Genomic DNA, 22,043 nt, shown 5'->3' with positions numbered 1-22,043 from the left:
GTTTACTCCTTAACCAGCGATTTCGCTTTAACCTACAACAATGTTAACTAAGCGGCCAGGTACAACAATTTTTTTACGGATTGTTTTATCCGCCATGTGCTTTTGTACGTTTTCATCGGCTAAGGCGGTATGAAGAATCATATCTTCATCTGCATCAGCAGCAACGTTGATTTTGGCTCTTACCTTACCGTTGACTTGGATAACGAGTTGCACTGTATCTTGGATAAGCGCTGATTCGTCTACTGTTGGCCATGGGGCGGTAAGTACTTCAGAGTGACCTAACTCTTGCCACAGTTGATGACTAATATGAGGCACTATAGGTGATAGCAGTAAGACAGCAGCTTCAAGCGCTTCTTGCATAACTGCGCGGCCTTGTTCGCTAATATCGACGAATTTAGCGACTGTGTTAGACAGCTCCATAACCGCAGCAATTGCAGTGTTGAAGGTTTGGCGACGCTCCATATCATCACTTACTTTTTGAATAGTAGAATGAACTTTACGGCGTAGTTCTTTCTGCACATCAGTCAAACTGTCTTTGTCGATCGCAGCCGATGAGCCACCTACGTTTAGGTGATCATGGACTTGCTTCCAAAGACGCTTAAGGAAACGGTGAGCACCTTCTACACCGGTATCTGACCATTCTAAAGATTGCTCAGGTGGTGCAGCAAACATCATAAATAAACGCACAGTATCTGCGCCGTATTTATCGATCATGATCTGTGGATCGATGCCGTTATTCTTTGATTTTGACATTTTCGACATGCCGTCGTGCTTAAGGCTTTGGCCTGTAGTGCGGTGGGTTGCACTGATTACACGGCTTTTTTCATCAGTCTGAATATCGACTTCGTTGGGCGCGATCCAAACTTGCCCGCCTTTATCGTCTTCGTAGTAGAAGCTATCAGCGAGCACCATGCCTTGGCAAAGAAGACGTTTAAATGGCTCGTCACTGTCTACAAGTCCTTCATCACGCATTAACTTATGGAAGAAGCGTGAGTAGAGAAGGTGAAGAATGGCGTGTTCGATACCGCCGATATATTGATCGACAGGCAGCCAATAATTCGCTTTTTCTGGCTCAAGCATAGCATTGCCACTGCTACGTGAAGCATAGCGCGCGTAATACCATGATGATTCCATAAAGGTATCAAAGGTATCGGTTTCTCGTTCTGCGGGACCGCCACATTTAGGGCAGGTGGTATTAATGAAACTTTCCATTTTTTTGATTGGAGAGCCGCTACCATCAAACTCAACATCAGTAGGAAGAACAACAGGTAGTTGATCTTCCGGTACAGGAAGTGCTCCGCAGCTTGGGCAATTGATTACAGGAATTGGTGCGCCCCAATAACGTTGGCGGGATACGCCCCAGTCACGTAAACGGAAATTAACAGTGACTTTGCCTTTACCTTTAGCTTCTAGATCAGCCGCAATCGCTTTAAAGGCAACATCAAATTCTAAATCATCATAGTTGCCAGAGTTAACTAAGGCGCCTTTTTCTGTATAGGCTTCAAGGCTTAGGTCAACGGCAGAGTCGTCCAGTGGACGGATAACCTGTTTGATCTCTAGACCATATTTGGTTGCGAACTCCCAATCACGCTGGTCGTGGCCAGGTACAGACATCACTGCGCCTGAGCCATAATCCATCAATACAAAGTTAGCCGTCCAAACAGGTACTTCTTTACCGGTAAGAGGGTGTATAGCGTTAATGCCTAGCGCCATACCTTTCTTTTCCATGGTTGCCATATCAGCTTCGGCAACTTTAATGTTTTTGCACTCATCAATAAATGTAGCGAGCTCTGCGTTGTTTGCAGCTGCTTGTTGGGCAAGCGGGTGTTGTGCTGCAACAGCAACGTAGGTAACGCCCATTAGCGTGTCTGGTCGTGTTGTGAATACTTCTAGTGGACCATAATTAGCAACATCAAAGGTAAGTTCAACCCCTTCAGAGCGACCGATCCAGTTTTTCTGCATCGTACGAACTTGCTCTGGCCACTCATCAAGTTTGTCTAAGTCTGACAGTAACTGATCTGCGTAGTCGGTAATTTTAAGGAACCACTGCGGGATTTTTTTGCGTTCGACTAATGCGCCAGAACGCCAGCCGCGACCATCAATAACCTGCTCGTTGGCTAGAACCGTCTGGTCAACCGGGTCCCAGTTTACTTCTGCTTCTTTTTTATAAACGAGGCCTTTATCCATCAACTTAGTAAAGAACCACTGTTCCCAACGGTAGTATTCTGGATGACAAGTAGCGAGTTCGCGGTTCCAGTCATAACCAAAACCCATAAGTTGCAGTTGGTTACGCATGTAATCAATGTTTTCGTAGGTCCATTTAGCCGGTGCTACGTTGTTTTTCATTGCCGCGTTTTCTGCAGGCAAACCAAATGCATCCCAACCCATAGGTTGCAGAACATTCTTACCTTGCATACGCTGGTAACGGGAAACTACATCTCCGATTGTGTAGTTACGAACATGCCCCATATGGAGTCGACCGCTAGGGTACGGAAACATGGATAGGCAGTAGAATTTTTCTTTCTGCAGATCCTCTTCGCACTTAAAGCTATCGTTATCTTTCCAATGTTGCTGGACCTGTGGCTCAATCTTTTGTGGGCGGTATTGTTCGTTCATGTTCGTAAATCGTGATGCCTTTGATAGAAAAACCGGCATCTTTTGATGCCGGTTAATAAAAGTTTGCTTATTGGGGTATAGCATACAATATATACAGGTAAGCAAACAGAGTTTCCGCTCATAACGAGGTGGTTTTATGTCGCAAAATAATGATAAGCAAAATAAATTAGCTTCTGAGGACTACGATAGGGTCTTGTTACGTCTTACTAAAGACCTAGAGAATTCAAAAGCGGGTTCTTGGGATCTTTTGCAAGAGAAAATCCATGATGCTGTAGAGCTTGAATTGGCAGCAGAGGAGATGACTCGCGATGAGCTTGATCTGCTGAAAGCCTATTTAGCTAGAGATCTAAAACAGCTAGGTTATTACGCGAATGAAACAGGTGAAGGTTTAGCTGCATGGCTAGGTTTTGATCTTAATATACTAGAACAGACATTGATTGAGCAGTTGAGATTAATTGCAGATCAAACACGTATAGGGCAAGAGGCGCTTCGAGAGCGTTTAGATCATACTGATCAGCAATATATGGTGGGAGAGTTGGCGACAGTAGGCACCCTTGAATGTCTGAATTGTGGGACTCAATTTAATCTGTATAAAACTGAAAAACTCAAACCTTGTTCTGAGTGTGAGCAAGGTTATTTCAAGCGCGTGTCAGCGCCTTGGCCTCACAACTAAGCTTTAAATGGGCTTATCTGAAATTGGGATAGCGCTTAGCGTTATCTTGATTTTTGCGTTTCCCCATAGATAGAACAGTTAAGCCAAGTGCTAGTAGTAACACTGGCAGTGATCCGTAGCGCTGAAAAGGGGTTTCTCCTTCCATTCCGTATGCTGCCCCTCGTAAAACCGCTGCCTGAAATTGTGGTAGCTGATCTACTATGCCGCCTTCCGCATCAATTAGCGCAGTAATACCGTTATTGGTTCCACGTATGACCCAGCGACCATTTTCTACTGCTCTCACCCGTGCTATTTGTAGATGCTGTGCGGGCGCAATGGATCTTCCAAACCAAGTGTCATTGGAGACGGTTAGTATAATATCTGCGTGTTTTGATGCATCTCGTACCAGTTCTGGATAGGCGATCTCATAACAAATGGCAGCACTGAGTTTTACTTGTCCAACCGTTAATAAAGGCTGCTGCGCTTTAGGAAGTGAAAAGCTAGACATGGGAAGATTAAAAAAATCAAAAAGCCCTCGAATATAGTTTTCCATAGGTACGTATTCGCCAAAAGGAACAAGGCGTTGTTTATGGTAAATACCGCTGCCGCTCGTCAGTACGGCTAAGCTGTTGTGGATAAGGTAGCCTTTAGGGTGGTTCTTATCGGGTATGGCGCTAGGCAGGCCACTGATTAATGTAGTGTCTTTTGTATCTAAGTCATTGAGTAGCTCAGCCAGAGGTGTTGCTGCATATCTGAACAGCGAAGGGATGGCTGTTTCTGGCCAGAGCACTAGCTGTGCATCTAAATGGTCTCTTGTGAGCGTTTCATATTTAGTGAATATATCTTCACGGTAGTTTGCATCCCACTTCACCGCCTGCGCAATATTAGGCTGAACTATGGCCACGGTAAGAGTTTTTTCGTTAGGTGTTGTCCATTGCAGTGGTAATAGATAGCTACCGATTAGAGGTAGGGGAGCAATTAGCAGCGGGAGCAGTTTTCGTGATCTTAACAGTTCTGCGATAGCTAATGCTGTGATTAATATAGCGGCGCTGGCTAACCATACTCCGCCTAAAGAAAGGGTGTTCTGGTAGGGGGTATCTAAGGATGCGTTACCTAAATATAACCAAGGGAATCCGGTAAATAACCAGCTTCTTAGCCATTCAAAGAGTAGCCATAGGCCAATAAAACTGGCGGATAAGAATTTAGCAGAAAAGAGTTTTTTCCAGAGATAAAGCTGCATGCTAAAAAGCAGCGAGAGAGCTGCGACAAAGAGCGTGGTTAAGCCGATCGCTATAGGTAAAGGGGTTTGGCTATGTTCTGAAATACTGACAAAAACCCATGATACACCACTGCCAAAAAAGCCCAATCCGAAGGACCAGCCAAGCAGTGCACTTTGCTTATTGTTTTTTTTGTAGCTTGAAAGGTAAAGAATCGCCGGTGGAATAAGCGCTAAATAGGGAATGTTGAAGGGGGCTAGGCTAGGGGCAATCAATGCCCCTGCAATTAAACATATAATAAATTGCAGAGGCATAGTGTTTACTCTTCTCTTGAAACCTGTAGTAATCGAATTCGGCGGGTATCAGCGGATAAAATCTTAAAGTAGAAACCGTCTATTTGGACGGACTCGTCTTTTTTCGGTAGGTGACCAAAATGCTGAGTGACGATGCCGCCTAAGGTGTCGAATTCTTCATCCGAAAAGGATGTAGAGAAGTACTCATTAAAGTCATCAATGGGAGTGAGCGCTTTGACAATGAATGCATTATCGTCGAACGGTTTGATATTACCGTCATCTTCTTCACTATCATGTTCATCTTCAATTTCACCGACGATCTGTTCAAGTACATCTTCGATCGTAATTAACCCTGATACGCCGCCGTATTCATCCATAACTACCGCCATATGATTGCGAGTTACACGGAACTCTTTCAGCAAGACATTTAGGCGTTTTGATTCGGGTATAAAGGTAACATTACGTAGCTTACTTTTTAGATCAAATTGTTCTAGGTTGCCTTTTAGTATCAGTGGTAATAGATCTTTGGCGAGTAAGATACCTTGTACTTCATCCGGTCTTTCACCAATCACGGGAAAACGTGAATGGGCACTGGATATGATGATAGGTAGAAATTCTTTCGGTGTTTGATCCGCTTCAACGACAACCATTTGGGAGCGTGGAATCATAACATCGCGCACTTGCATGTCAGCGACTTGCATCGCGCCTTCCATGATGGTGAGCGCTTCGCTGTCTAATAAGTTGTCATCGGAGGCCTGACGTAAATCGGTTAACAGGTCTTCTCGGCTTTTGGGTTCATCGCTAAACGCTTGGGTGAGTTTGTCGAACCAGCCTTTGTTTTGTCCCGATTGATCTTCGCTCATGATGTGTATATTCGTCCTTAGTTGCTGTTCTCTTGGTACGGGTCAGCAATATTTATGCTGGCAAGAATTTCTTTTTCAAGGTCTTCCATCTCTTTAGCCTCAGCATCATTTATATGATCGAAACCTATAAGATGCAAGCAGCCGTGTACAACCATATGCGCCCAATGATCGTATAGTGCTTTATTCTGAGCATCGGCTTCTGTTTTTACAATATCAGCGCAGATAATTAAGTCACCCAATAAATGCAAAGGGATACCGTCAGGTACATCGAACGGAAAAGAGAGAACATTCGTTGGTTTATCTTGGTTGCGGAACGTACGATTTAGGGTTCGGCTTTCCTCTGGAGATACAATGCGTATGCAAACTTCCCCCTCATCTCGTTGCTTAGATAACGCTGTTTCAACCCATTGGGTAAGTTGAGCTTCAGTTGGCAGGTCGCCTTCAATTTCGTACTGTATATCACAATCAAAGCTCATGGTTTTTGTTCCCGGGTATTATTTTGTTGTTTTTCAAAACGATCGTAAGCACGGACTATATGTTGAACGAGTGGGTGGCGAACAACGTCCTTTGCTGTGAATTGGGTAAAACCAATATCCTTTACGCCATCCAGCACCTGCATGGCATGTATTAGACCTGACCGTGTGCCTTTAGGTAAGTCTACTTGGGTAATGTCACCGGTAATAACCGCTGTTGTACCAAACCCAATTCGAGTGAGGAACATCTTCATCTGTTCTCGGGTAGTGTTTTGGCTCTCATCAAGAATAACAAATGAATTGTTCAGCGTGCGGCCACGCATAAAGGCAAGAGGCGCGACTTCAATCACATTGCGCTCGATTAGCTTGCCGACCCGTTCAAATCCTAACATCTCATAAAGTGCATCGTAGAGAGGGCGTAGGTAAGGGTCGACTTTTTGGCTAAGATCACCCGGAAGAAACCCTAATTTTTCTCCGGCTTCAACCGCGGGACGGACTAAGAGAATACGGTCCACTTCTTCGCGTTCTAGTGCATCAACGGCGCAAGCTACCGCTAAGTAAGTCTTACCCGTACCTGCCGGGCCAATACCAAAATTGATATCATGCTGTAAAATAGAGCGCACATAGTCTTGTTGGTTGTCTCCGCGAGGGCGAATCAGCACTTTTTTAGTACGGATACTGATATCAGTATCGGTTACCGCAGGGGTGCTAGTTGTCTGATCTATACCGCTTTGCTGAATCAAAAGGTGAATTTGATCAGGTGATAAACGTTTATCTTGAGTCGCCTCTTTATAAAGGCTTTCCAACATGTCAGACACTGTTTTGATAATGTCGATATCACCCAGTAGTTGGAAATGATTGCCGTGGTTACGGATCTCAATACCTAAGCGTTTTTCTAAGAGCTTTATGTGTTCATTAAACGGGCCGCAGAGGTTAGCTAAAAAAGCAGCATTTTCTGGTTCAAGTGTCAGTTTTATTGATTGTGCAGTGCTCAACAGCTTAGCCCGCCTTTTGTGGGAAGTTATCGTCTAGTTCTGAGCATAATAGCTCACCAACCAATGAGTTGGCGTATGCTTCTGCGATATTTACATCGGCAAAGTGACCGATTAGATCTGGATTGTCGCAGCGGAAGTTTACTACGCGGTTATTTTCTGTTCTGCCGGACAGTAACCCAGGATCTTTTTTAGAGTAGCCGTTGACGAGAATGCGTTGTGTAGTACCAACCATTTTACGGCTGATCTGCTGGGCGTTTTGAACAATACGTGTTTGTAATATCTTTAGTCGCTGTTTTTTCGTTTCATCATCAATATTATCTGGCAGGTCTGACGCTGGCGTGCCTGGGCGGCGGCTATAGATAAAGCTATAGCTGTTATCAAAGCCTATATCTTCGATCAATTTCATTGTTGCTTCGAAATCGGCATCAGATTCATTTGGGAAGCCAATAATAAAGTCTGATGATATTTCAATATCAGGACGTACTTTGCGGATGCTACGGATTTTAGATTTATATTCTAGGGCGGTGTGGCCTCGTTTCATCGCCATTAAAATCTTATCTGAGCCGCTTTGTACGGGTAGATGAAGAAAACTTACCAGTTCAGGCACCTCGGCATAGGCCTCGACAAGACTATCTGTAAACTCGACGGGGTGGCTGGTAGTGAAACGAATACGATCAATACCATCGATTGCGGCAACACAACGAATTAGCTCCGCTAAATCTGCTGTATCTCCGTCATGGGTTTCGCCGCGATAAGCATTTACGTTTTGGCCAAGTAAATTGACTTCGCGTACACCTTGCTCCGCTAGCTCGACACACTCTGTAATGACATCATCTAGAGGACGACTAACTTCTTCGCCGCGGGTGTATGGGACTACGCAGAACGTACAATATTTTGAACAGCCTTCCATAACGGAGACAAAGGCTTCAGCCCCTTCTACTTTAGGTGCGGGAAGGTGGTCAAATTTTTCGATCTCAGGGAAGGAAACGTCCACAATACCAACGCCGCCTGCATCTGATTCATTAATCATTTCCGGTAAGCGGTGTAGGGTTTGCGGGCCAAAAATCATATCTACATAGGGGGCGCGTTTGAGGATGTTATTACCCTCTTGGCTAGCCACACAGCCACCAATACCGATTTTTATATCAGGATTTTTGGCTTTAAGCTTGCGCCAGCGTCCTAATTGATGGAACACTTTCTCTTGTGCTTTTTCACGAATAGAACAGGTGTTAAGCAACAGCACATCTGCCTCATTAGCATTTTCTGTTAACTCGAGTTCGTGACTTTCTCCCAGAAGGTCAGCCATACGCGCAGAGTCGTATTCGTTCATCTGACAACCGTGAGTCTTAATAAATAGCTTCTTCGCCATTGTTCACCTGTATCTTGCGTGTATCGTTGGATCGTCAATAAAGTGACAAGCCTATCAAAGGACCGGGCATTATACTGAAGCGACTAGATAATGAACAGGTTGAAGAGTGGTTGAGGTTAGGCTTTTTTTATCCAGTTGTTTTAGCTTCTGCTATAGCGGAGTTTGTCTTGAAAAAGAGGATCCTGCCCTTACTTAAGGAGGCAGTTAGTTATTTTATAGACTCGATTTTTGATAAAAATATAGCAAAAGGTAGGCTATGGCTAAGAGTGATCGTCTTTATCGTGTTATTTTTGTAAATGAAGATCAGGTGTTTGAGATTTATGCGGAACATGTCTATCAAAGTGATATGTGGGGTTTTTTAGAGGTCGAAGGTTTTGTGTTTGGCAATCGCTCTGAATTAGTCGTTGATCCTAGCGAGGAGAAACTAAAGGCAAAGTTTAGCGGTGTTAAACGCTCTTTCATTCCACTCAATGGAATTATTCGAATCGACGAAGTTGAGCAAGAAGGTGTGGCAAAAATTACTGAAGCTAAAGGCGTTGTGGCAGCATTTCCTATGCCGCCAGCACCGAAAAGGTAAGGATGATTTAATATCCACAACTTAGCACTTCATGGTGATATTTATCGCCTTATTACTAAAGGTTTATATTATGTCTTACGGCGATTCTGATCGTTATCAACTTCCTGATTCACATGACCAGCAGGTCAAATCTTTTATGCGTTGGTTGCTGTTAGGTGTCGCCCTTTTTATAAGTTTAGTCGTGGCTGTTATTTGGTTTGCTGACCGTTTATTGATCCATGTGCCATTAAGTGCTGAAGCGCGTTTTGTTAAACCTTATGAATCCCTATTTGAAAAGTACAATATCCTTGAGCCGGAGCAGCAGCGTGTAGAGCGATATTTACAAAATATTGTGGATGATCTCACCGCCAAAAGTGAGTTTGATGAGCCTGTTCGCATAAAGGTGCATTACCTCGACACGTCAGAGATCAACGCGTTTGCAACCTTAGGGGGTAATATTTTTGTTTTACGTGGATTGGTGGAGGCGATGCCTAATGAGAATGCACTTGCAATGGTGCTGGCCCATGAGATCGCACATGTAAAACATAGAGACCCTATTGTGAGCGTGAGTCGCGGCCTTGCTTTACAGGTGGCTTATAGTTTTTTTGCTGGTGATCCTGGTACCGTTTTTAATACAGGTTCGGAGTTGGGAATGCTGGTGTTTAGTCGAGGACAGGAGGAAAGTGCTGATTTAGCCGCGTTAGATACATTGCAGCGCCATTATGGGCATGTGGCGGGTGCGACGACGTTTTTCACTATTATGCAGGAACAATATGCAGCGAAAGATGAAACTGAAAAGCTGCCGACATGGTTGCTGAGTCACCCAAAACTGCAGCACCGGATTGATGCGATCAATGCAAGGATTGATATGAACAATTGGTACAAAGGCCAAGTAGTACCGAAGCAAGTAAATTTGTAATTGAAAGGAAGGTGGCGTTACGTGCTGTATAAGACACGTAGCGCCGAGTTGTATTAGGCTGGCTTGATCGTATGACCGTTTTTGTCTTTGAAAGATCCAACAGCGATCATAATGAAGTCTACAAGTGACCAGATGCCTAACCCACCTAATGTCAGCAGCATAAGTATGCCTGTACCAATTTTTCCTACATAAAAGCGATGAACGCCTAATACGCCTAAAAAGAAGCAAAGTAATAGAGTAGGAACAAAGCCTTTTTCGCTAACGATAACTTCAGGTGCTGCATTTACTGTTGTTGGTTCAGTCATTTTTCTTATCCTTAAAATGGGGTTTTTAGCTTTTGGCCGGGGTAGCAAACGTACTTTCCTTGGCCGTCTTTAAATGATCCTGTTAGGAGCATTATGGTAATAATAAATGTGTGGATGCTATCTATAGCAAAGAAAGCGCCAGCCCAGAGCAGTTCACCGTTGGCGTAAAAATAGATGGTCAATGCAAAGAGACTAAAATCGATGATGCCTTCAATATATCGGCCAAGATAGAAGTGATGTATACCCATAACACCAAAAATTGCGGAGAGAGAAACAGCAATAGCGTAACTTTTTGGTGAGGCTTGAGAGGAGGGCTGCATTCGCGTTTCCTTTGATATCCATATACGCGACGTTCGTATAAGTGCTTTCGATGCTATTAAACATCACTGTTGTCGTCAAGTTAAGATGTTGATTTTTTACATTTTATATAACTAAATCAACTTGTTGTAAGGTTCCAGTATCACCGCTCTCTGTTAAAAATAGTCCTGTTGCGCGTACTTTACCTGCTATTTCGTCACTATTAGGCCCTGCATTAAGATCCCAATCAGTATCGGTGTAACCTAAATAGAGTGCGCCTACATCTTTTTCTGCCAAGGTAAACAAACTGCTACTACCATCATCATGTTGAACCCAGATACGTAATTTATCCCAAGCGTCATCATTTTCATCAATAAAACCATTGTGATCATCATCGTAAGCGGCAAGTTCTTTGAAACCGTTGCCACTGGATGCACCAAATAACTCACTGCCATCATCAATTTGGCCATTCTCATTATGATCAAGAGCGATGTAGCCACTCTGTTCAGATAGTTGGTGAATTACTTCTTGATCACCATCCATATCTATATCAAAACTAATTTTATTGGCGGTTAGTTCTGCTGATTGACCCGAAAAGTTGATTACTAATGGATCTTTTAGCGCCGCGCCCATACGTATATGTAGGCTTTCGCTTTCACTGGCTGAGCGGCTTAGGTTGAGTTGTAGGTCTAGATCAATAACCTTACCATCAGCTGTTCTTACTTGCCCTTTAGCTTGGAATTGAAGTTGCTCTTGGTGTTCTGTTGTTTCCGTATAGCGGTAATCTAAACCATATTCTACTGCGCCTACCTCAGTCGCGAGCGATATTGCGGAAGATGTTGAACTATTCTCGGGCTGGTTTCCTGTGCTCCTGTTAGTGGTGTTGGATAGGTCGAGCACGCCGCTATGGAAGGTTTTTCCTGTCAGATGTTCATAAATTTTTTTTAACAGCTCTATCTTCATTTTATCTTCAGGCGTGAGCTCAAAGAGACTCGTGTTATCTCTTCCTGTGATATTAGTTAGTAGCTGGTCTAGGGTGTATTTTCCAACGCTCTCGCGTGCTGCGTCCTGCCTCAGGTCTGAATAGGTGGGTGTTTCTGTGATCTGGTTTGTTATTGTTTCTGTTCTTGTTTGTTCTGTATGCGTACCTGCGATGAGATTGTTTTTACTGAAGTTGTTTCCAGCAAGCACGTAACCTTCAGTGAGTTGTTCGCTGATATGAGTGTATGTTTGGCTGTTACTTTGTGTATCAAATGAGATATCTGAGGCAGAAATACGCATAAAATCACCTTTTGCACTTAGATAAGTTGTTATCGGCAGCGTTCTTTATTTCAGGAGATCTATTTTTCAATCAAGGCGGTTTTGTTATTTAGGGCTAAGGCTTTAATAAAGTTTTTGAGCCTTTGCCTGGGATTTCGCGGGCTAATCTAGGTAGCAGGTAACCTGGGAGTATATTTTGCAGTTTTTCAAATAGTGCAAGCGCTTCCGTATCGCTGATATTGAAATGTGCAGCTCCCTGAACGGGATCTAAGGTAAAAAGGTAATAAGGTAAAATACCATAGTGGAAAAGGGTTTCGCTGAGCTCTTGTAGTGTATCAACGCTGTCATTGACGCCTTTTAATAGTACCGCTTGGTTAAGTACTGTTACTTGAGCATTTTTTAGTGCAGTGACTATCTTAACTGTCTGCTCGTCTAGTTCATTCGGATGGTTTGCGTGTAAAACCATCACAGTATCAAAACGACACTCTTTCAAAATAGTGGTCAGCGATGTTGTTACTCTTTGGGGGATAACAATAGGGAGGCGAGTGTGGATACGCAAGCGTTTTAAGTGCGGGATCTGCTCAAGCTCTTTAATCATGCGGGCTAAGCGCTCATCGCTAGTGGCTAGCGGATCACCACCTGAAAAAATAACTTCACTAATACTCGGATTGGCTGTCAAATAAGTCAGTATCTCTTGCCATTGTTCAGGGCCTAAACGGTTTTCCTGATAAGGAAAGTGCCGACGGAAACAGTAACGGCAGTTGATTGCGCAAGCGCCGCTGAGAATGAGCAGTACGCGGCCTTTATATTTATGAATTAAACCATCACGGTGATTAGCGCTCATCTCCGCTAAGGGATCAATTACGTAACCTGGAATAGCGTCTAATTCGGCATCTAAAGGTAGAACCTGTCGTAGTAATGGATCCTGTGGATCGCCTTTTTTTATCTTGGCCAAGTAAGGTTCGGGTACTTTAAGGGGAAATTCATTCGCACCAGCGATGGCCCCATCAAGGTAACTTTCAGAAAGCCCCAGCCTCTTTAATAATGCTTTAGGGCTGTTAATGGTATGGCTTAATAGGTGCTGCCACGGAGTGTTTTCGCCAATCTGAATCGCAGTTTCACTGATTTTGGTCGTTTTTGGGACAGAATTCATAGTGTTTTTCGGCAGAATGGCAGCAGGAAGTTGCTCGCATTCTCCTTTCTAGTAGAATGTCTGTCAATTTTACTGCTGACAGCGATGTTGTTAGTTGAATAGCAAATTATAAGAGATGCGTAGGACATTATGGCGAATTTTTCTTCTAACCAGTTCAAGAACGGTATGAAAGTAATGATCGATGGTGATCCATGTTCAATGGTTGACGTTGAATTTGTGAAGCCGGGTAAAGGACAAGCATTTACACGTGTTAAGTTGCGTAACTTAATGTCGGGGCGTATTTGGGAGCGTACTTTCAAATCGGGTGAAAGTGTTGAAGCAGCAGATGTTATGGATACGACTATGGAGTATTCATACTATGATGGTGAACTTTGGTACTTTATGGATCCGAATACTTTTGAACAGGTAGGTGCGGATGAAAACGCTGTGTCTGATGCTAAGCCTTGGCTAAAAGAGCAAGATTCTGTAACGGTTACACTTTTTAATGGTAATCCTATAGCCGTAACACCGCCTAATTTTGTTGAATTGGAGGTCGTTGAGACAGATCCGGGCCTTAAAGGTGATACGGCGCAAGGCGGATCGAAACCTGCAACGTTAACCACCGGTGCTGTTGTGCGTGTGCCGTTGTTTATCAATCAAGGCGAAGTGTTGAAGATTGATACACGCACAGGTGAATATGTTTCTCGTGCGTAATTGATTTTATCGTCAATAAAAACGGCAGCTTAGGCTGCCGTTTTTATTGGTGCCAGATTTTATGGTTTATTTTTGTGTGTGATTAAGTGAGAAAGTATGAGTGAGTGGCGGCCATCAGCAACAATTGAAAACTTGCGTCATCGAGCGCAGCTTTTTAACCATATTCGCGAATTTTTTAAGCAGTTGGATGTGCTAGAAGTTGATACGCCAGTTATGTCGCAGTGTGCCGTAAGTGACCCTTTTATCGATAGCTTTGAACTCAATTATTGCCCTGTTGTTGGTATTACTGAGCAAACTCATTATCTTCAAACATCACCTGAATATGCAATGAAACGTCTACTGGCCGCGGGTAGTGGCGCTATTTATCAAATGAGTAAGGTGTTTCGCAATGGTGAATATGGAAGCCGCCATAACCCTGAGTTTACTATGTTGGAGTGGTATCAGCCTGGCTATGATGATCATCAGTTAATGGATGAAGTAGAAGCATTAGTGTTACCTATTTTGGGCTTGAACAGTATAGAGAGAATTACCTACTCAGATCTTTTTATGCGTTACTTAGGTTTTCGCCCAGAGCAGGTGGGTGTTGATCGTTTGGTGGCTGAAACCAAAAAACATGTGGATATAACACTGCAAGATGATGACCCGGATACGTGGCTAAACCTTTTGATCTCTCATGTAATCGAGCCTCAGCTAAAAACGGTCGCTGCGATTTTCGTCACTGAATACCCCGCCTCTCAAGCTGCGCTTGCTAAGGTAAGGAAAAATAGCGTGGGTGAATGGGTTGCGGCACGGTTTGAGTTGTTTGTGAACGGTGTTGAATTGGCTAATGGCTATCATGAGCTGACCGATCCACAAGAACAACAGAAGCGTTTGCAGATTGATCAAACACACCGAGAGCGCTTGCAGCTTCCGCAGCGCCCCTTAGATTATCGCTTAGTCGAGGCGCTGGAAGCAGGCTTGCCCGATTGTGCTGGAGTTGCCTTAGGTGTTGATCGCTTATTAATGCTTGCATTAAACGCGGATTCTATTGCTGAAGTCATCCCTTTTGATTATTCAAAAGCTTAGTGGTTTCGATGACGAATAAGGGTGACCCACTTAACGGGTGTAACTTTCCCCTATGTTATTCGCTTTAAGCAGGTAGCTCATTAAGTAAGGCCGTTTTAATGCGGTGCACGGCTTCTTCTAATGTGCTTCTTGGGCAGCCAAAATTTAAACGCATATAGCTTTCGTCACCAAAATCACGGCCTGGGGACATGCCAACCCCTGCGTATTCAAAGAAATGTGCTGGGTTAGTTAGCTTGGCACCGGATACATCGATCCATGCAAGATAGGTTGCTTCGATAGGGAGTAATTTAAGCCCTGGGATCGAGTTGATCTCCTTTTGTAGGTAATCACGGTTTCTGCGTAAGTAGTCGAGCTGTTTTTTGTTCCATTCATCCCCATCTTTATAAGCGGCCATTGTCGCGGTATAGCCAAGTAGATTTACATCAGGGACTATGCCTTTACGTACGTTTATAAACTGCTGGCGTAGTTTTTTATCTTTTATAATGGCAAAAGAGCAGCCAAGCCCTGCGATATTATAGGTTTTACTAGGCGCCATGAGGGTAATGGTACGCTGGGCGATCTCTTCATTTAGTGAGGCGAGAGGGGTATGTTTTAATCCCGTTTCTAAAATAAGGTCGCAATGGATTTCATCGGAGCAGACATAAAGGTCATGTTTAACAATAAGGCTGGCAAGTGCTTCGAGTTCCTCTTGTCTATAAACCGTTCCCCCTGGATTATGAGGGTTACAAAAGAGAAGTAAACGAGTGCGATCAGTTAAGCTCTTTTCTAATGCGTCTAAGTCAAGGATAAAGCGTTGATTCACTTTTTTTAGTGGGACTGTGCATACCTCTCTATTGGATAGTCGCGGCGATGAAATAAACGGCGGGTAAATAGGTTTTGGTGAGATGACGCTGTCACCACTTTTACCAACCGCACGACAGGCAAGGTTTAGTCCACAGACAAGTCCGGGTAACCAGGTGATTGAGTCTGCATCTATTTCCCAATGATATAAGCTTTGCATACGCTGTATGACTAGCTGGTTTAATTCGCTAGGAACGACGGTATAACCAAACACGCCATGATCTATACGTTCCTTCAGTGCGTTGATTACGCATGGGGGGGACATGAAGTCAGTATCGGCAACCCACATCGGTAAAATGTCGCTATCACCGTACTTTTCCCACTTTTGGCTGGCGGTTCCTTTTCGGTTTATTGGGCGATCGAATTCTTTATCCATGATGATCTTCTTTTGTTGTATTAAGAGATAAACATTGGTTGCAAAACATAGCTTCGGCGCTATAGTGGGTGGTCACTGGATAACCACGCATATTCCTACTTTTATAGCTAAGTAATAGGCTATAGAAAGAGTATTACAACGCAGATTACTATTTTCATAAGATAGCCAGTTTTAGCTATTAAAAACTATTTATTGAAACTTAGAGTATAGTTCTCTAGTGCCCTTTTTTGTCCAGTTATTGTAAAGAATTTAGAGAGTAGCGCTCAATCATTGTATTGAACGCTGGTGAGTTGTTTTGGAGCGCCCCTGATGAATAATGATAATCGTGTAATTATATTTGATACAACCTTACGTGATGGTGAGCAAAGCCCTGGCGCATCCATGACTCGCGATGAAAAACTGCGTATTGCCATGCAGTTAGAGAAGATGCGTGTAGATGTTATTGAGGCGGGCTTTGCTATTGCCAGTCAAGGGGATTTTGAATCGGTTAAATCGATTGCTGATGCGGTTACTGAGAGCCGTATCTGTTCGTTGTCGCGTGCTTTAGACGCAGATATTGATCGTGCCGGTGAAGCGCTACAAAATGCGGCGATGGGGCGTATTCATACATTCATCGCAACTTCGCCTATTCATATGAAGTACAAGCTTCAGATGCAGCCTGATCAAGTGGTAGAACAAGCAGTTAAAGCGGTTACTCGTGCACGTAATTTGATTGACGATGTTGAGTTCTCATTAGAAGATGCCAGCCGTTCTGAGCTTGATTTTATGTGTCGAATCATTGAAAAGGTGATTGATGCGGGTGCTCGCACTATTAATATTCCCGATACGGTAGGTTATGCCGTTCCGGGTGAGTTTGCGAATACGATAGGACAGCTTATTCAGCGTATTCCCAATGCCGATAAAGCGGTGTTCTCTGTGCATTGCCACAATGATTTAGGCCTAGCGGTAGCGAACTCTCTTGCTGCGGTGGGAGCTGGTGCACGTCAGGTTGAATGTACGATTAATGGTTTAGGTGAGCGGGCAGGTAATGCTTCGCTTGAAGAGATCGTTATGGCGATTCGGACACGTAAAGATTCTTTGGGTGTTTCGACTAATATAGATACCACTCAGATTGTTCCAGCTTCTCGCTTAGTTTCTAGTGTTACTGGTTTTCCTGTGCAGCCAAATAAGGCAATTGTGGGGGCTAACGCGTTTGCCCATGAATCAGGTATTCATCAGGATGGTGTACTTAAACACCGTGAAACTTATGAGATTATGACAGCCCAAGATGTGGGCTGGAATACTAACCGCATGGTGTTGGGTAAGCACTCTGGGCGTGCTGCATTCCGTAGTCGTTTAGAGGAGTTAGGTACATCGCTGTCCTCTGACCTTGAATTGAATAATGCCTTTTCGCGTTTTAAAGAGCTTGCCGATAAAAAGCATGAGATCTTTGATGAGGATCTGGTTGCTCTAGTGAGTGATACACGTGCAGCAGCAAGCAGCGAGCAATTCAAACTAAGCAGTTTGTCGGTGGTATCACAAACAGGTGAAACGCCAACAGCGACTATAGTGATACAAATAGGTGATCAAGAGAAAACAGCAGAAGCTGAAGGGAGCGGGCCAGTGGATGCGACGTTTAAAGCGATCGAATCTATTGCTAACTCAGGTGCTAGTTTACAGATCTATTCGGTGAATGCGGTTACCGAAGGTACGGACTCTCAAGGTGAAGTCACTGTTCGTCTTGAAAAAGGTGGACGTATCGTTAATGGTTTAGGCGCAGATACTGATATTATTATCGCTTCAGCTAAGGCGTATATTCATGCGCTGAACATGCTTGAAGCAAACGTTCAGAAAGCGCATCCCCAAGTATAACAAACAGTGAAGGTTTAGATCGCCAATATGGAGCAAGAGCAGCTTCGTCATCAATATTTAGAGGCCCTAGGGGTCTCTAGTTGGCTGCCTTGTGCTGTATTACCTAATGCTGCGGCTTCGGCGGAGTGGGTATCTGACTTTAGATATCCAGCGCCGGATATTCCTTTTAAGTCTGATCGGGTCGCAAGTGCTCGTTCGGCTTTGGGGCAGCAGGGGGCGTCTAACGGTAGTTCTTCATCTCAAACTCAAACCCGTGGTTCTAGTCCCGCATCGGTGGCAACTGCTCAGCAGGGGATGTCACAAGCTAGAGCTGCCTTAGGCCTAACGGTTGTTGAGCCTGCTGAGAAAGCAGTGGCTCCTTCTCCTCCTTCTGTTCAGGCACCTTCGCTATCACCATCAACCTCTTCGTTAGCTACTGTTGAGGTGGGAGAGAGTGAGGATGATGCCTCTAGTGTTCAGGTAAATACTGATCTTGAGCCGCCACGATTTAAGTTAGCTTATTTCAGGGTTGGAGAGTTATTAGTGATTGATAGTGTACCTCCCCAAGGAGGGCATTTTGGGGATAATTATCAAGCATTAGCCGTAGCGATTGCGGCTGCTCTTGGTTTTAAAGGTGAACAAGGGCCAGCTTTTATGCTGCCTTGGCCTATGTTTGCAAGTAAAACCTTAGATCAAGGCTATAAACAGGCCGCTATTGCGGTACAGCATAAGTTAAGTAAAGAGTTGCAGGCGCATCCTGTTAAAGCGGTTTTATTGTTTGGAGAGATCGCCGTTCAGATGGTAATGGAGCGTCAAGAGTCACTGGAACAGTTGAAAGGTATCTGTTTTGAGGTACGGGCGGGTATTAAAGCTATAGCGAGTCATAGTTTGACCGAAGCGATGCAGTTACCTGGCATTAAAAAACAGGTTTGGACCGATCTGCAGCCGTTATTAGCAAAGCTTCCATAACATTATGGCGATTATTCAACCGCTTTCGGCCGCCAATTTATCGGCACTTGTCCAATTGGAAAACGAGTGTTTTGTCGGGGGCTGGTCTCAAACGCAACTTATCAGACAGTTGGAACATCCGCGTGGGATCTCTTTGGGGATATTTGCACCCGATCTTGTCGGGTTTGTTTTGTTGAGTACCATACTGGATGAGGCTGAGTTATTGCAGATAGCGGTTGATTCTAATCATCGCGGTCAAGGCTTAGGCCAGCAGTTGTTAGCCGCTTGTACGCCCTTACTTGAAGAGCAGCAGATAAAGCGTTTGATGTTAGAAGTTAGAGAGTCAAACCTTGCTGCGCGATCGTTGTATAATGATTTTGGATTTGTTGAAGATGGTCGGCGCAAAGGTTACTACGCTTCCTTAGAGTCTCCGACGGTTCGAGAAGATGCGATCCTGCTTAGTTTAATGTTGTAACAATCTTAAGCACACTTATATGAAGATATATTATGAGTTTCACTAATGGATTAATAACGGCTCCTTGGTTATTTTTAGGGGGAGCGATTTATCTTTTGGCTTTAGGGTTTGCTTTACGCAATACCCCTTGGCGTGTCTTCCTAGATAATAAAACCTTACAGCATATGCTGGGTGGAGCAACCGTTTTATTGGTGGTTCTCTGGTCGATGAGAGCTGGGATTTCACCGGGGTTAGGGATTCACTTTTTAGGCGTGACGATGATGACACTGATTTTTGGTTGGGATCTGGCGATCTTATCAGGGACTGTGGCTTTGTTAAGTATGGGGATCATCGGTAGAGAAAGCTGGGATAGTTTGTTTTTAAGTGGCGTGTGTTCCATTCTTTTCCCTGTGGCTATTACCTGTTTCGTTCATAGGTTTGTGGATAAAAAACTAAGTAAGAACTTTTTTGTCTTTCTTTTTCTTTGTGGCTTTTTCGGAGCCGGTTTATCTTCCGCTGGAGCAGGGTTGCTTGCGAGCTCGGTGTTAGTTTTAGATGGTGTGTACAGTCTGGAAAAGGTTTTCTTAGAGTATCTGCGTTATTTGCCGCTTATTATGTTTCCTGAGGGGCTGATGAATGGGATTATTTTGACCGGGATGTTGGTTTTTCATCCTGATTGGGTGAGAGGCTTTGATGCTAAAGCTTATATTGATGATCAATAAGGTTTGCTTAGTGATTAACGTTTAACGGGACGTTTAGCTAATTTCCGTTGTAAGGTTCTACGGTGCATCCCTAGCGCGCGTGCCGTGGCTGATATATTGCCTTCATGTTCGTTAAGTACTTTCTGAATATGTTCCCATTCCAAGCGATTAACTGACATGGGTTGTTCAAGAACTTCACGCTCAGCATCGGCTTCCACTTGATCTAAGGCGGCTAAGATTTGTTCAGCGTCAGCTGGCTTGGGTAAGTACTGTGTTGCTCCCAGTTTAATCGCTTCTACTGCGGTCGCTATGCTGGCGTAGCCAGTTAGCATTAGAATCCGCATCTCTGTATTTTTTTCTTTCAGGTGAGGAATAATACTTAAACCTGAACTGCCCTCCATTTTTAGGTCGACAGTTGCTAAGTCCGGTATCCAGTTCTCAATCAGCAGTGCTGCATCTTCTGCACTTCGTGCGACTTGAACATCAAATCCTCGGCGAGTCATAGCTCGGGATAGAACTCGAGTAAATGCTGGGTCGTCATCGACAATAAGGAAGTGCTTAGTCATGTTTTTTCCTTATTGGGAGAGTCACTTCTGTTAATGTCCCCCCTTCGGAATGGTTATATAAACGAACATCACCATCATAACGGGCTAGCGTTGTAGCGGTTAAGAAGAGGCCAATGCCTAAACCTTTACCTTTAGTGGTAATAAACGGTTTGCCTAAATTATCACTTTGCTCAAGGCTAATACCGGGTCCCCAATCATGAATACGGAAGTAGGTTTGTTGTTGATCCCAATCTAATTCTATTTGAAGATTTTTGGGGTTTGCATCCGCTGCGTTATTGAGCAGATTAAGTAAGGATTGTTTGAGTGATGTAGTGCTGCTGATATAAGGTGCGTCACCTAGTCCCATTACTGTATAGATCTTGCTGATCTCAGGGCGTTGCACCATCAATTGTTCTAAAGTGTCCTCAATAAGCTCAGTTGCCGGTAGCCACTGAGTTGTCGAATGTTCCTCTTTAACACTTTGGGTCATCTGTTTTAGACGATCGGCACAGATCTCCGTTTGTTGATAAAGCAATTGGAGATCTTCTTGTAATTCGGGGTTTTGCTTGTGTTCATATTCAAGTTCTTTTAGTAACACTTGCATAGTGCTCAAGGGGGTGCCGAGTTCGTGTGCTGTACCTGCGGCCATGGTTGCTAGTGATAATAGTTGTTGATCTTGGATATGCCTTTCTCTTTCTTGTTCCAGTTTTTCCTGCTGTTGTTGCATGGATTGTCGCATTCTAACAATGAAGTAAGTAATAACTAATACCGTCAGTAAAAAGTTAATCCACATACCTACAATGTGTATATCAAACAGCTCCATAACACGATGCTGGTGGCTGTTACCTAGTTTGAAAATGGGCTCGTAGTAGAACAGTAAGGAGCTATAAATAACGACGATCATAAGAGCGATAAGCCACACATATCGTTTAGATAGCGTCGCTGAGGCAATTATAAGCGGGACTAGTAATAAAAAGATAAAGGGATTTGTTGCGCCACCGGTATGAAATAGTAGAGCACCATACAATGACATCTCGGCTATAAGCTGAGTAAAAAATTCTGGTTCAGTAACCGGCCAAGGTGAAAAAAGTCGGGCGTAGGTTATTACGTTTAGAAGGGCTAACGTTCCTAAGGTTGAGCTTATTTTCCAAACATTTAAATCTGCGTGTAAGCCATAAATAGCAAAGATAACAGCAAGACACTGACCAAACAGTGTGACTGAACGAATATAAGAAAGCTGTAATAGATTGTCGCGATGATTAGCCATAAAGATATTATACCCCAGAGAGGGTTAAGTAAGGCGAGGCAAAATGTCGCAGTTAAGCGGTTTTTGCTTGGTGAAAGAGATAGAGAGTCGTTTTTCCTGTGGTGATAGACTTCCTTTATTTTTGGCTGGATATTATAATCAAATTATAATGCCCAGCCAACGGAAACGAATATGGAATCTAAAACTGCTCGCTTTACTGTTCTGCTTGATCCAAGAAAAAAGAAAGCTTTTGAACAATTATGTGCGTCGCAAGATTTAACCCCTTCCCAAGTTGTTCGTCAACTTATGCGAGGTTACCTTGAGCAGCATGGCGTTGATTATTTGAGCAAAGCTGAGGATGATAGCTAAACCTCAGA

At 43.8% G+C, this 22,043-nt stretch carries 23 protein-coding genes; 10 read left to right on the top strand and 13 right to left on the bottom strand.

Annotated features, from left to right (window positions below; all coding sequences use genetic code 11):
• Positions 1 to 27 precede the first annotated feature (27 nt).
• Entirely contained in the window at positions 28 to 2,616 is a 2,589-nt protein-coding gene (gene leuS / locus ACOQOE_RS16560; protein WP_067866094.1) for a leucine--tRNA ligase, read from the bottom strand.
• Between the two features lie 136 nt (positions 2,617 to 2,752).
• Between leuS and ACOQOE_RS16555 the strand changes: the two genes are divergently transcribed.
• Positions 2,753 to 3,289 (top strand): zinc ribbon-containing protein, encoded by a 537-nt coding sequence (locus ACOQOE_RS16555; RefSeq protein WP_067866097.1) that lies wholly within the window; start codon positions 2,753 to 2,755, stop codon positions 3,287 to 3,289.
• A gap of 13 nt (positions 3,290 to 3,302) precedes the next feature.
• On the opposite strand, the gene lnt is transcribed toward ACOQOE_RS16555, so the two are convergent.
• From lnt to miaB, 5 genes are read right to left on the bottom strand one after another with little or no spacing between them, the layout of a single operon-like run.
• Positions 3,303 to 4,799 carry an apolipoprotein N-acyltransferase gene (gene lnt / locus ACOQOE_RS16550; RefSeq protein WP_420554496.1) on the bottom strand — a complete coding sequence of 499 codons (1,497 nt, stop codon included), beginning with the start codon at positions 4,797 to 4,799 and terminating at the stop codon, positions 3,303 to 3,305.
• Positions 4,800 to 4,804: 5 nt separating this feature from the next.
• A complete protein-coding gene (locus ACOQOE_RS16545) occupies positions 4,805 to 5,641 on the bottom strand; it encodes an HlyC/CorC family transporter (RefSeq protein WP_067866103.1) in 837 nt (278 codons plus the stop codon).
• Positions 5,642 to 5,658: 17 nt separating this feature from the next.
• Complete coding sequence (ybeY, locus tag ACOQOE_RS16540; RefSeq protein ID WP_067866105.1) at positions 5,659 to 6,117, bottom strand: rRNA maturation RNase YbeY; 459 nt, start codon at positions 6,115 to 6,117, stop codon at positions 5,659 to 5,661.
• Complete coding sequence (locus ACOQOE_RS16535; RefSeq protein ID WP_420554495.1) at positions 6,114 to 7,109, bottom strand: PhoH family protein; 996 nt, start codon at positions 7,107 to 7,109, stop codon at positions 6,114 to 6,116. Before ACOQOE_RS16535 ends, ybeY begins: the two co-directional genes overlap by 4 nt.
• 4 nt (positions 7,110 to 7,113) lie before the next feature.
• Entirely contained in the window at positions 7,114 to 8,478 is a 1,365-nt protein-coding gene (gene miaB, locus ACOQOE_RS16530; protein ID WP_420554494.1) for a tRNA (N6-isopentenyl adenosine(37)-C2)-methylthiotransferase MiaB, read from the bottom strand.
• Positions 8,479 to 8,734: 256 nt separating this feature from the next.
• On the opposite strand from miaB, the gene ACOQOE_RS16525 reads away from it, so the two are divergent.
• Positions 8,735 to 9,055: a DUF1820 family protein gene (locus tag ACOQOE_RS16525; protein WP_420554493.1), complete on the top strand. Its 321-nt coding sequence runs from the start codon at positions 8,735 to 8,737 to the stop codon at positions 9,053 to 9,055.
• 70 nt (positions 9,056 to 9,125) lie between these two features.
• Positions 9,126 to 9,953, top strand: coding sequence for a M48 family metallopeptidase (locus tag ACOQOE_RS16520; RefSeq protein WP_420554492.1), 828 nt, complete (start codon positions 9,126 to 9,128; stop codon positions 9,951 to 9,953).
• Positions 9,954 to 10,006: 53 nt separating this feature from the next.
• Here ACOQOE_RS16520 and ACOQOE_RS16515 read toward each other — a convergent pair whose 3' ends face one another.
• The 4 genes from ACOQOE_RS16515 to epmB form a co-directional block, all read right to left on the bottom strand.
• Complete coding sequence (locus ACOQOE_RS16515; RefSeq protein WP_067866118.1) at positions 10,007 to 10,258, bottom strand: NINE protein; 252 nt, start codon at positions 10,256 to 10,258, stop codon at positions 10,007 to 10,009.
• Between the two features lie 11 nt (positions 10,259 to 10,269).
• On the bottom strand, positions 10,270 to 10,578 hold the full coding sequence (locus ACOQOE_RS16510; protein WP_067866120.1) for an NINE protein: 309 nt from the start codon (positions 10,576 to 10,578) through the stop codon (positions 10,270 to 10,272).
• 103 nt (positions 10,579 to 10,681) lie between these two features.
• Complete coding sequence (locus tag ACOQOE_RS16505; RefSeq protein WP_420554491.1) at positions 10,682 to 11,836, bottom strand: hypothetical protein; 1,155 nt, start codon at positions 11,834 to 11,836, stop codon at positions 10,682 to 10,684.
• Positions 11,837 to 11,930: 94 nt separating this feature from the next.
• Positions 11,931 to 12,968, bottom strand: coding sequence for an EF-P beta-lysylation protein EpmB (epmB, locus tag ACOQOE_RS16500; protein WP_420554490.1), 1,038 nt, complete (start codon positions 12,966 to 12,968; stop codon positions 11,931 to 11,933).
• 129 nt (positions 12,969 to 13,097) lie between these two features.
• On the opposite strand from epmB, the gene efp reads away from it, so the two are divergent.
• Both efp and epmA read left to right on the top strand, forming a co-directional pair.
• Positions 13,098 to 13,661 (top strand): elongation factor P, encoded by a 564-nt coding sequence (efp, locus tag ACOQOE_RS16495; protein ID WP_067866124.1) that lies wholly within the window; start codon positions 13,098 to 13,100, stop codon positions 13,659 to 13,661.
• A 96-nt stretch (positions 13,662 to 13,757) separates the two neighbouring features.
• Positions 13,758 to 14,726 carry an EF-P lysine aminoacylase EpmA gene (gene epmA / locus ACOQOE_RS16490; RefSeq protein ID WP_067866127.1) on the top strand — a complete coding sequence of 323 codons (969 nt, stop codon included), beginning with the start codon at positions 13,758 to 13,760 and terminating at the stop codon, positions 14,724 to 14,726.
• Between the two features lie 64 nt (positions 14,727 to 14,790).
• Here the strand turns inward: epmA and ACOQOE_RS16485 are convergent, their stop codons facing one another.
• A complete protein-coding gene (locus ACOQOE_RS16485; protein ID WP_420554489.1) occupies positions 14,791 to 15,942 on the bottom strand; it encodes a MalY/PatB family protein in 1,152 nt (383 codons plus the stop codon).
• 309 nt (positions 15,943 to 16,251) lie between these two features.
• On the opposite strand from ACOQOE_RS16485, the gene ACOQOE_RS16480 reads away from it, so the two are divergent.
• From ACOQOE_RS16480 to ACOQOE_RS16465, 4 genes are read left to right on the top strand one after another with little or no spacing between them, the layout of a single operon-like run.
• Positions 16,252 to 17,793, top strand: coding sequence for a 2-isopropylmalate synthase (locus tag ACOQOE_RS16480; protein ID WP_420554488.1), 1,542 nt, complete (start codon positions 16,252 to 16,254; stop codon positions 17,791 to 17,793).
• A gap of 27 nt (positions 17,794 to 17,820) precedes the next feature.
• A complete protein-coding gene (locus ACOQOE_RS16475; protein ID WP_067866132.1) occupies positions 17,821 to 18,741 on the top strand; it encodes a hypothetical protein in 921 nt (306 codons plus the stop codon).
• Positions 18,742 to 18,745: 4 nt separating this feature from the next.
• On the top strand, positions 18,746 to 19,195 hold the full coding sequence (rimI, locus tag ACOQOE_RS16470) for a ribosomal protein S18-alanine N-acetyltransferase (protein ID WP_420554487.1): 450 nt from the start codon (positions 18,746 to 18,748) through the stop codon (positions 19,193 to 19,195).
• A 32-nt stretch (positions 19,196 to 19,227) separates the two neighbouring features.
• The gene (locus ACOQOE_RS16465; RefSeq protein WP_067866137.1) at positions 19,228 to 19,896 is read left to right on the top strand and encodes an energy-coupling factor ABC transporter permease; all 669 of its coding nucleotides are present in this window, start codon (positions 19,228 to 19,230) and stop codon (positions 19,894 to 19,896) included.
• Positions 19,897 to 19,910: 14 nt separating this feature from the next.
• Here the strand turns inward: ACOQOE_RS16465 and ACOQOE_RS16460 are convergent, their stop codons facing one another.
• Both ACOQOE_RS16460 and ACOQOE_RS16455 read right to left on the bottom strand, forming a co-directional pair.
• Positions 19,911 to 20,441 (bottom strand): response regulator transcription factor, encoded by a 531-nt coding sequence (locus ACOQOE_RS16460; RefSeq protein WP_067866140.1) that lies wholly within the window; start codon positions 20,439 to 20,441, stop codon positions 19,911 to 19,913.
• On the bottom strand, positions 20,434 to 21,687 hold the full coding sequence (locus tag ACOQOE_RS16455) for an ATP-binding protein (RefSeq protein ID WP_067866142.1): 1,254 nt from the start codon (positions 21,685 to 21,687) through the stop codon (positions 20,434 to 20,436). The genes ACOQOE_RS16460 and ACOQOE_RS16455 overlap by 8 nt, the downstream gene beginning before the upstream one ends.
• Positions 21,688 to 21,858: 171 nt before the next feature.
• Between ACOQOE_RS16455 and ACOQOE_RS16450 the strand changes: the two genes are divergently transcribed.
• Positions 21,859 to 22,035, top strand: a complete 177-nt coding sequence (locus tag ACOQOE_RS16450) for a CopG family transcriptional regulator (protein WP_067866145.1) — start codon at positions 21,859 to 21,861, stop codon at positions 22,033 to 22,035.
• The last annotated feature ends 8 nt before the right edge of the window (positions 22,036 to 22,043 follow it).

The sequence above is a fragment of the Neptuniibacter marinus genome (genome assembly GCF_965223595.1).
GTDB lineage: Bacteria > Pseudomonadota > Gammaproteobacteria > Pseudomonadales > Balneatricaceae > Neptuniibacter > Neptuniibacter marinus.
This window is presented reverse-complemented; position numbering and strand designations above follow the sequence as displayed.

Bases quoted from the DNA above. Each gene is read 5' to 3' on its own strand.
- leuS (WP_067866094.1), bottom strand. From the start codon at position 2,616: ATGAACGAACAATACCGCCCACAAAAGATTGAGCCACAGGTCCAGCAA.
- ACOQOE_RS16555 (WP_067866097.1), top strand. From the start codon at position 2,753: ATGTCGCAAAATAATGATAAGCAAAATAAATTAGCTTCTGAGGACTAC.
- lnt (WP_420554496.1), bottom strand. From the start codon at position 4,799: ATGCCTCTGCAATTTATTATATGTTTAATTGCAGGGGCATTGATTGCC.
- ACOQOE_RS16545 (WP_067866103.1), bottom strand. From the start codon at position 5,641: ATGAGCGAAGATCAATCGGGACAAAACAAAGGCTGGTTCGACAAACTC.
- ybeY (WP_067866105.1), bottom strand. From the start codon at position 6,117: ATGAGCTTTGATTGTGATATACAGTACGAAATTGAAGGCGACCTGCCA.
- miaB (WP_420554494.1), bottom strand. From the start codon at position 8,478: ATGGCGAAGAAGCTATTTATTAAGACTCACGGTTGTCAGATGAACGAA.
- ACOQOE_RS16525 (WP_420554493.1), top strand. From the start codon at position 8,735: ATGGCTAAGAGTGATCGTCTTTATCGTGTTATTTTTGTAAATGAAGAT.
- ACOQOE_RS16520 (WP_420554492.1), top strand. From the start codon at position 9,126: ATGTCTTACGGCGATTCTGATCGTTATCAACTTCCTGATTCACATGAC.
- ACOQOE_RS16515 (WP_067866118.1), bottom strand. From the start codon at position 10,258: ATGACTGAACCAACAACAGTAAATGCAGCACCTGAAGTTATCGTTAGC.
- ACOQOE_RS16510 (WP_067866120.1), bottom strand. From the start codon at position 10,578: ATGCAGCCCTCCTCTCAAGCCTCACCAAAAAGTTACGCTATTGCTGTT.
- ACOQOE_RS16505 (WP_420554491.1), bottom strand. From the start codon at position 11,836: ATGCGTATTTCTGCCTCAGATATCTCATTTGATACACAAAGTAACAGC.
- epmB (WP_420554490.1), bottom strand. From the start codon at position 12,968: ATGAATTCTGTCCCAAAAACGACCAAAATCAGTGAAACTGCGATTCAG.
- efp (WP_067866124.1), top strand. From the start codon at position 13,098: ATGGCGAATTTTTCTTCTAACCAGTTCAAGAACGGTATGAAAGTAATG.
- epmA (WP_067866127.1), top strand. From the start codon at position 13,758: ATGAGTGAGTGGCGGCCATCAGCAACAATTGAAAACTTGCGTCATCGA.
- ACOQOE_RS16485 (WP_420554489.1), bottom strand. From the start codon at position 15,942: ATGGATAAAGAATTCGATCGCCCAATAAACCGAAAAGGAACCGCCAGC.
- ACOQOE_RS16480 (WP_420554488.1), top strand. From the start codon at position 16,252: ATGAATAATGATAATCGTGTAATTATATTTGATACAACCTTACGTGAT.
- ACOQOE_RS16475 (WP_067866132.1), top strand. From the start codon at position 17,821: ATGGAGCAAGAGCAGCTTCGTCATCAATATTTAGAGGCCCTAGGGGTC.
- rimI (WP_420554487.1), top strand. From the start codon at position 18,746: ATGGCGATTATTCAACCGCTTTCGGCCGCCAATTTATCGGCACTTGTC.
- ACOQOE_RS16465 (WP_067866137.1), top strand. From the start codon at position 19,228: ATGAGTTTCACTAATGGATTAATAACGGCTCCTTGGTTATTTTTAGGG.
- ACOQOE_RS16460 (WP_067866140.1), bottom strand. From the start codon at position 20,441: ATGACTAAGCACTTCCTTATTGTCGATGACGACCCAGCATTTACTCGA.
- ACOQOE_RS16455 (WP_067866142.1), bottom strand. From the start codon at position 21,687: ATGGCTAATCATCGCGACAATCTATTACAGCTTTCTTATATTCGTTCA.
- ACOQOE_RS16450 (WP_067866145.1), top strand. From the start codon at position 21,859: ATGGAATCTAAAACTGCTCGCTTTACTGTTCTGCTTGATCCAAGAAAA.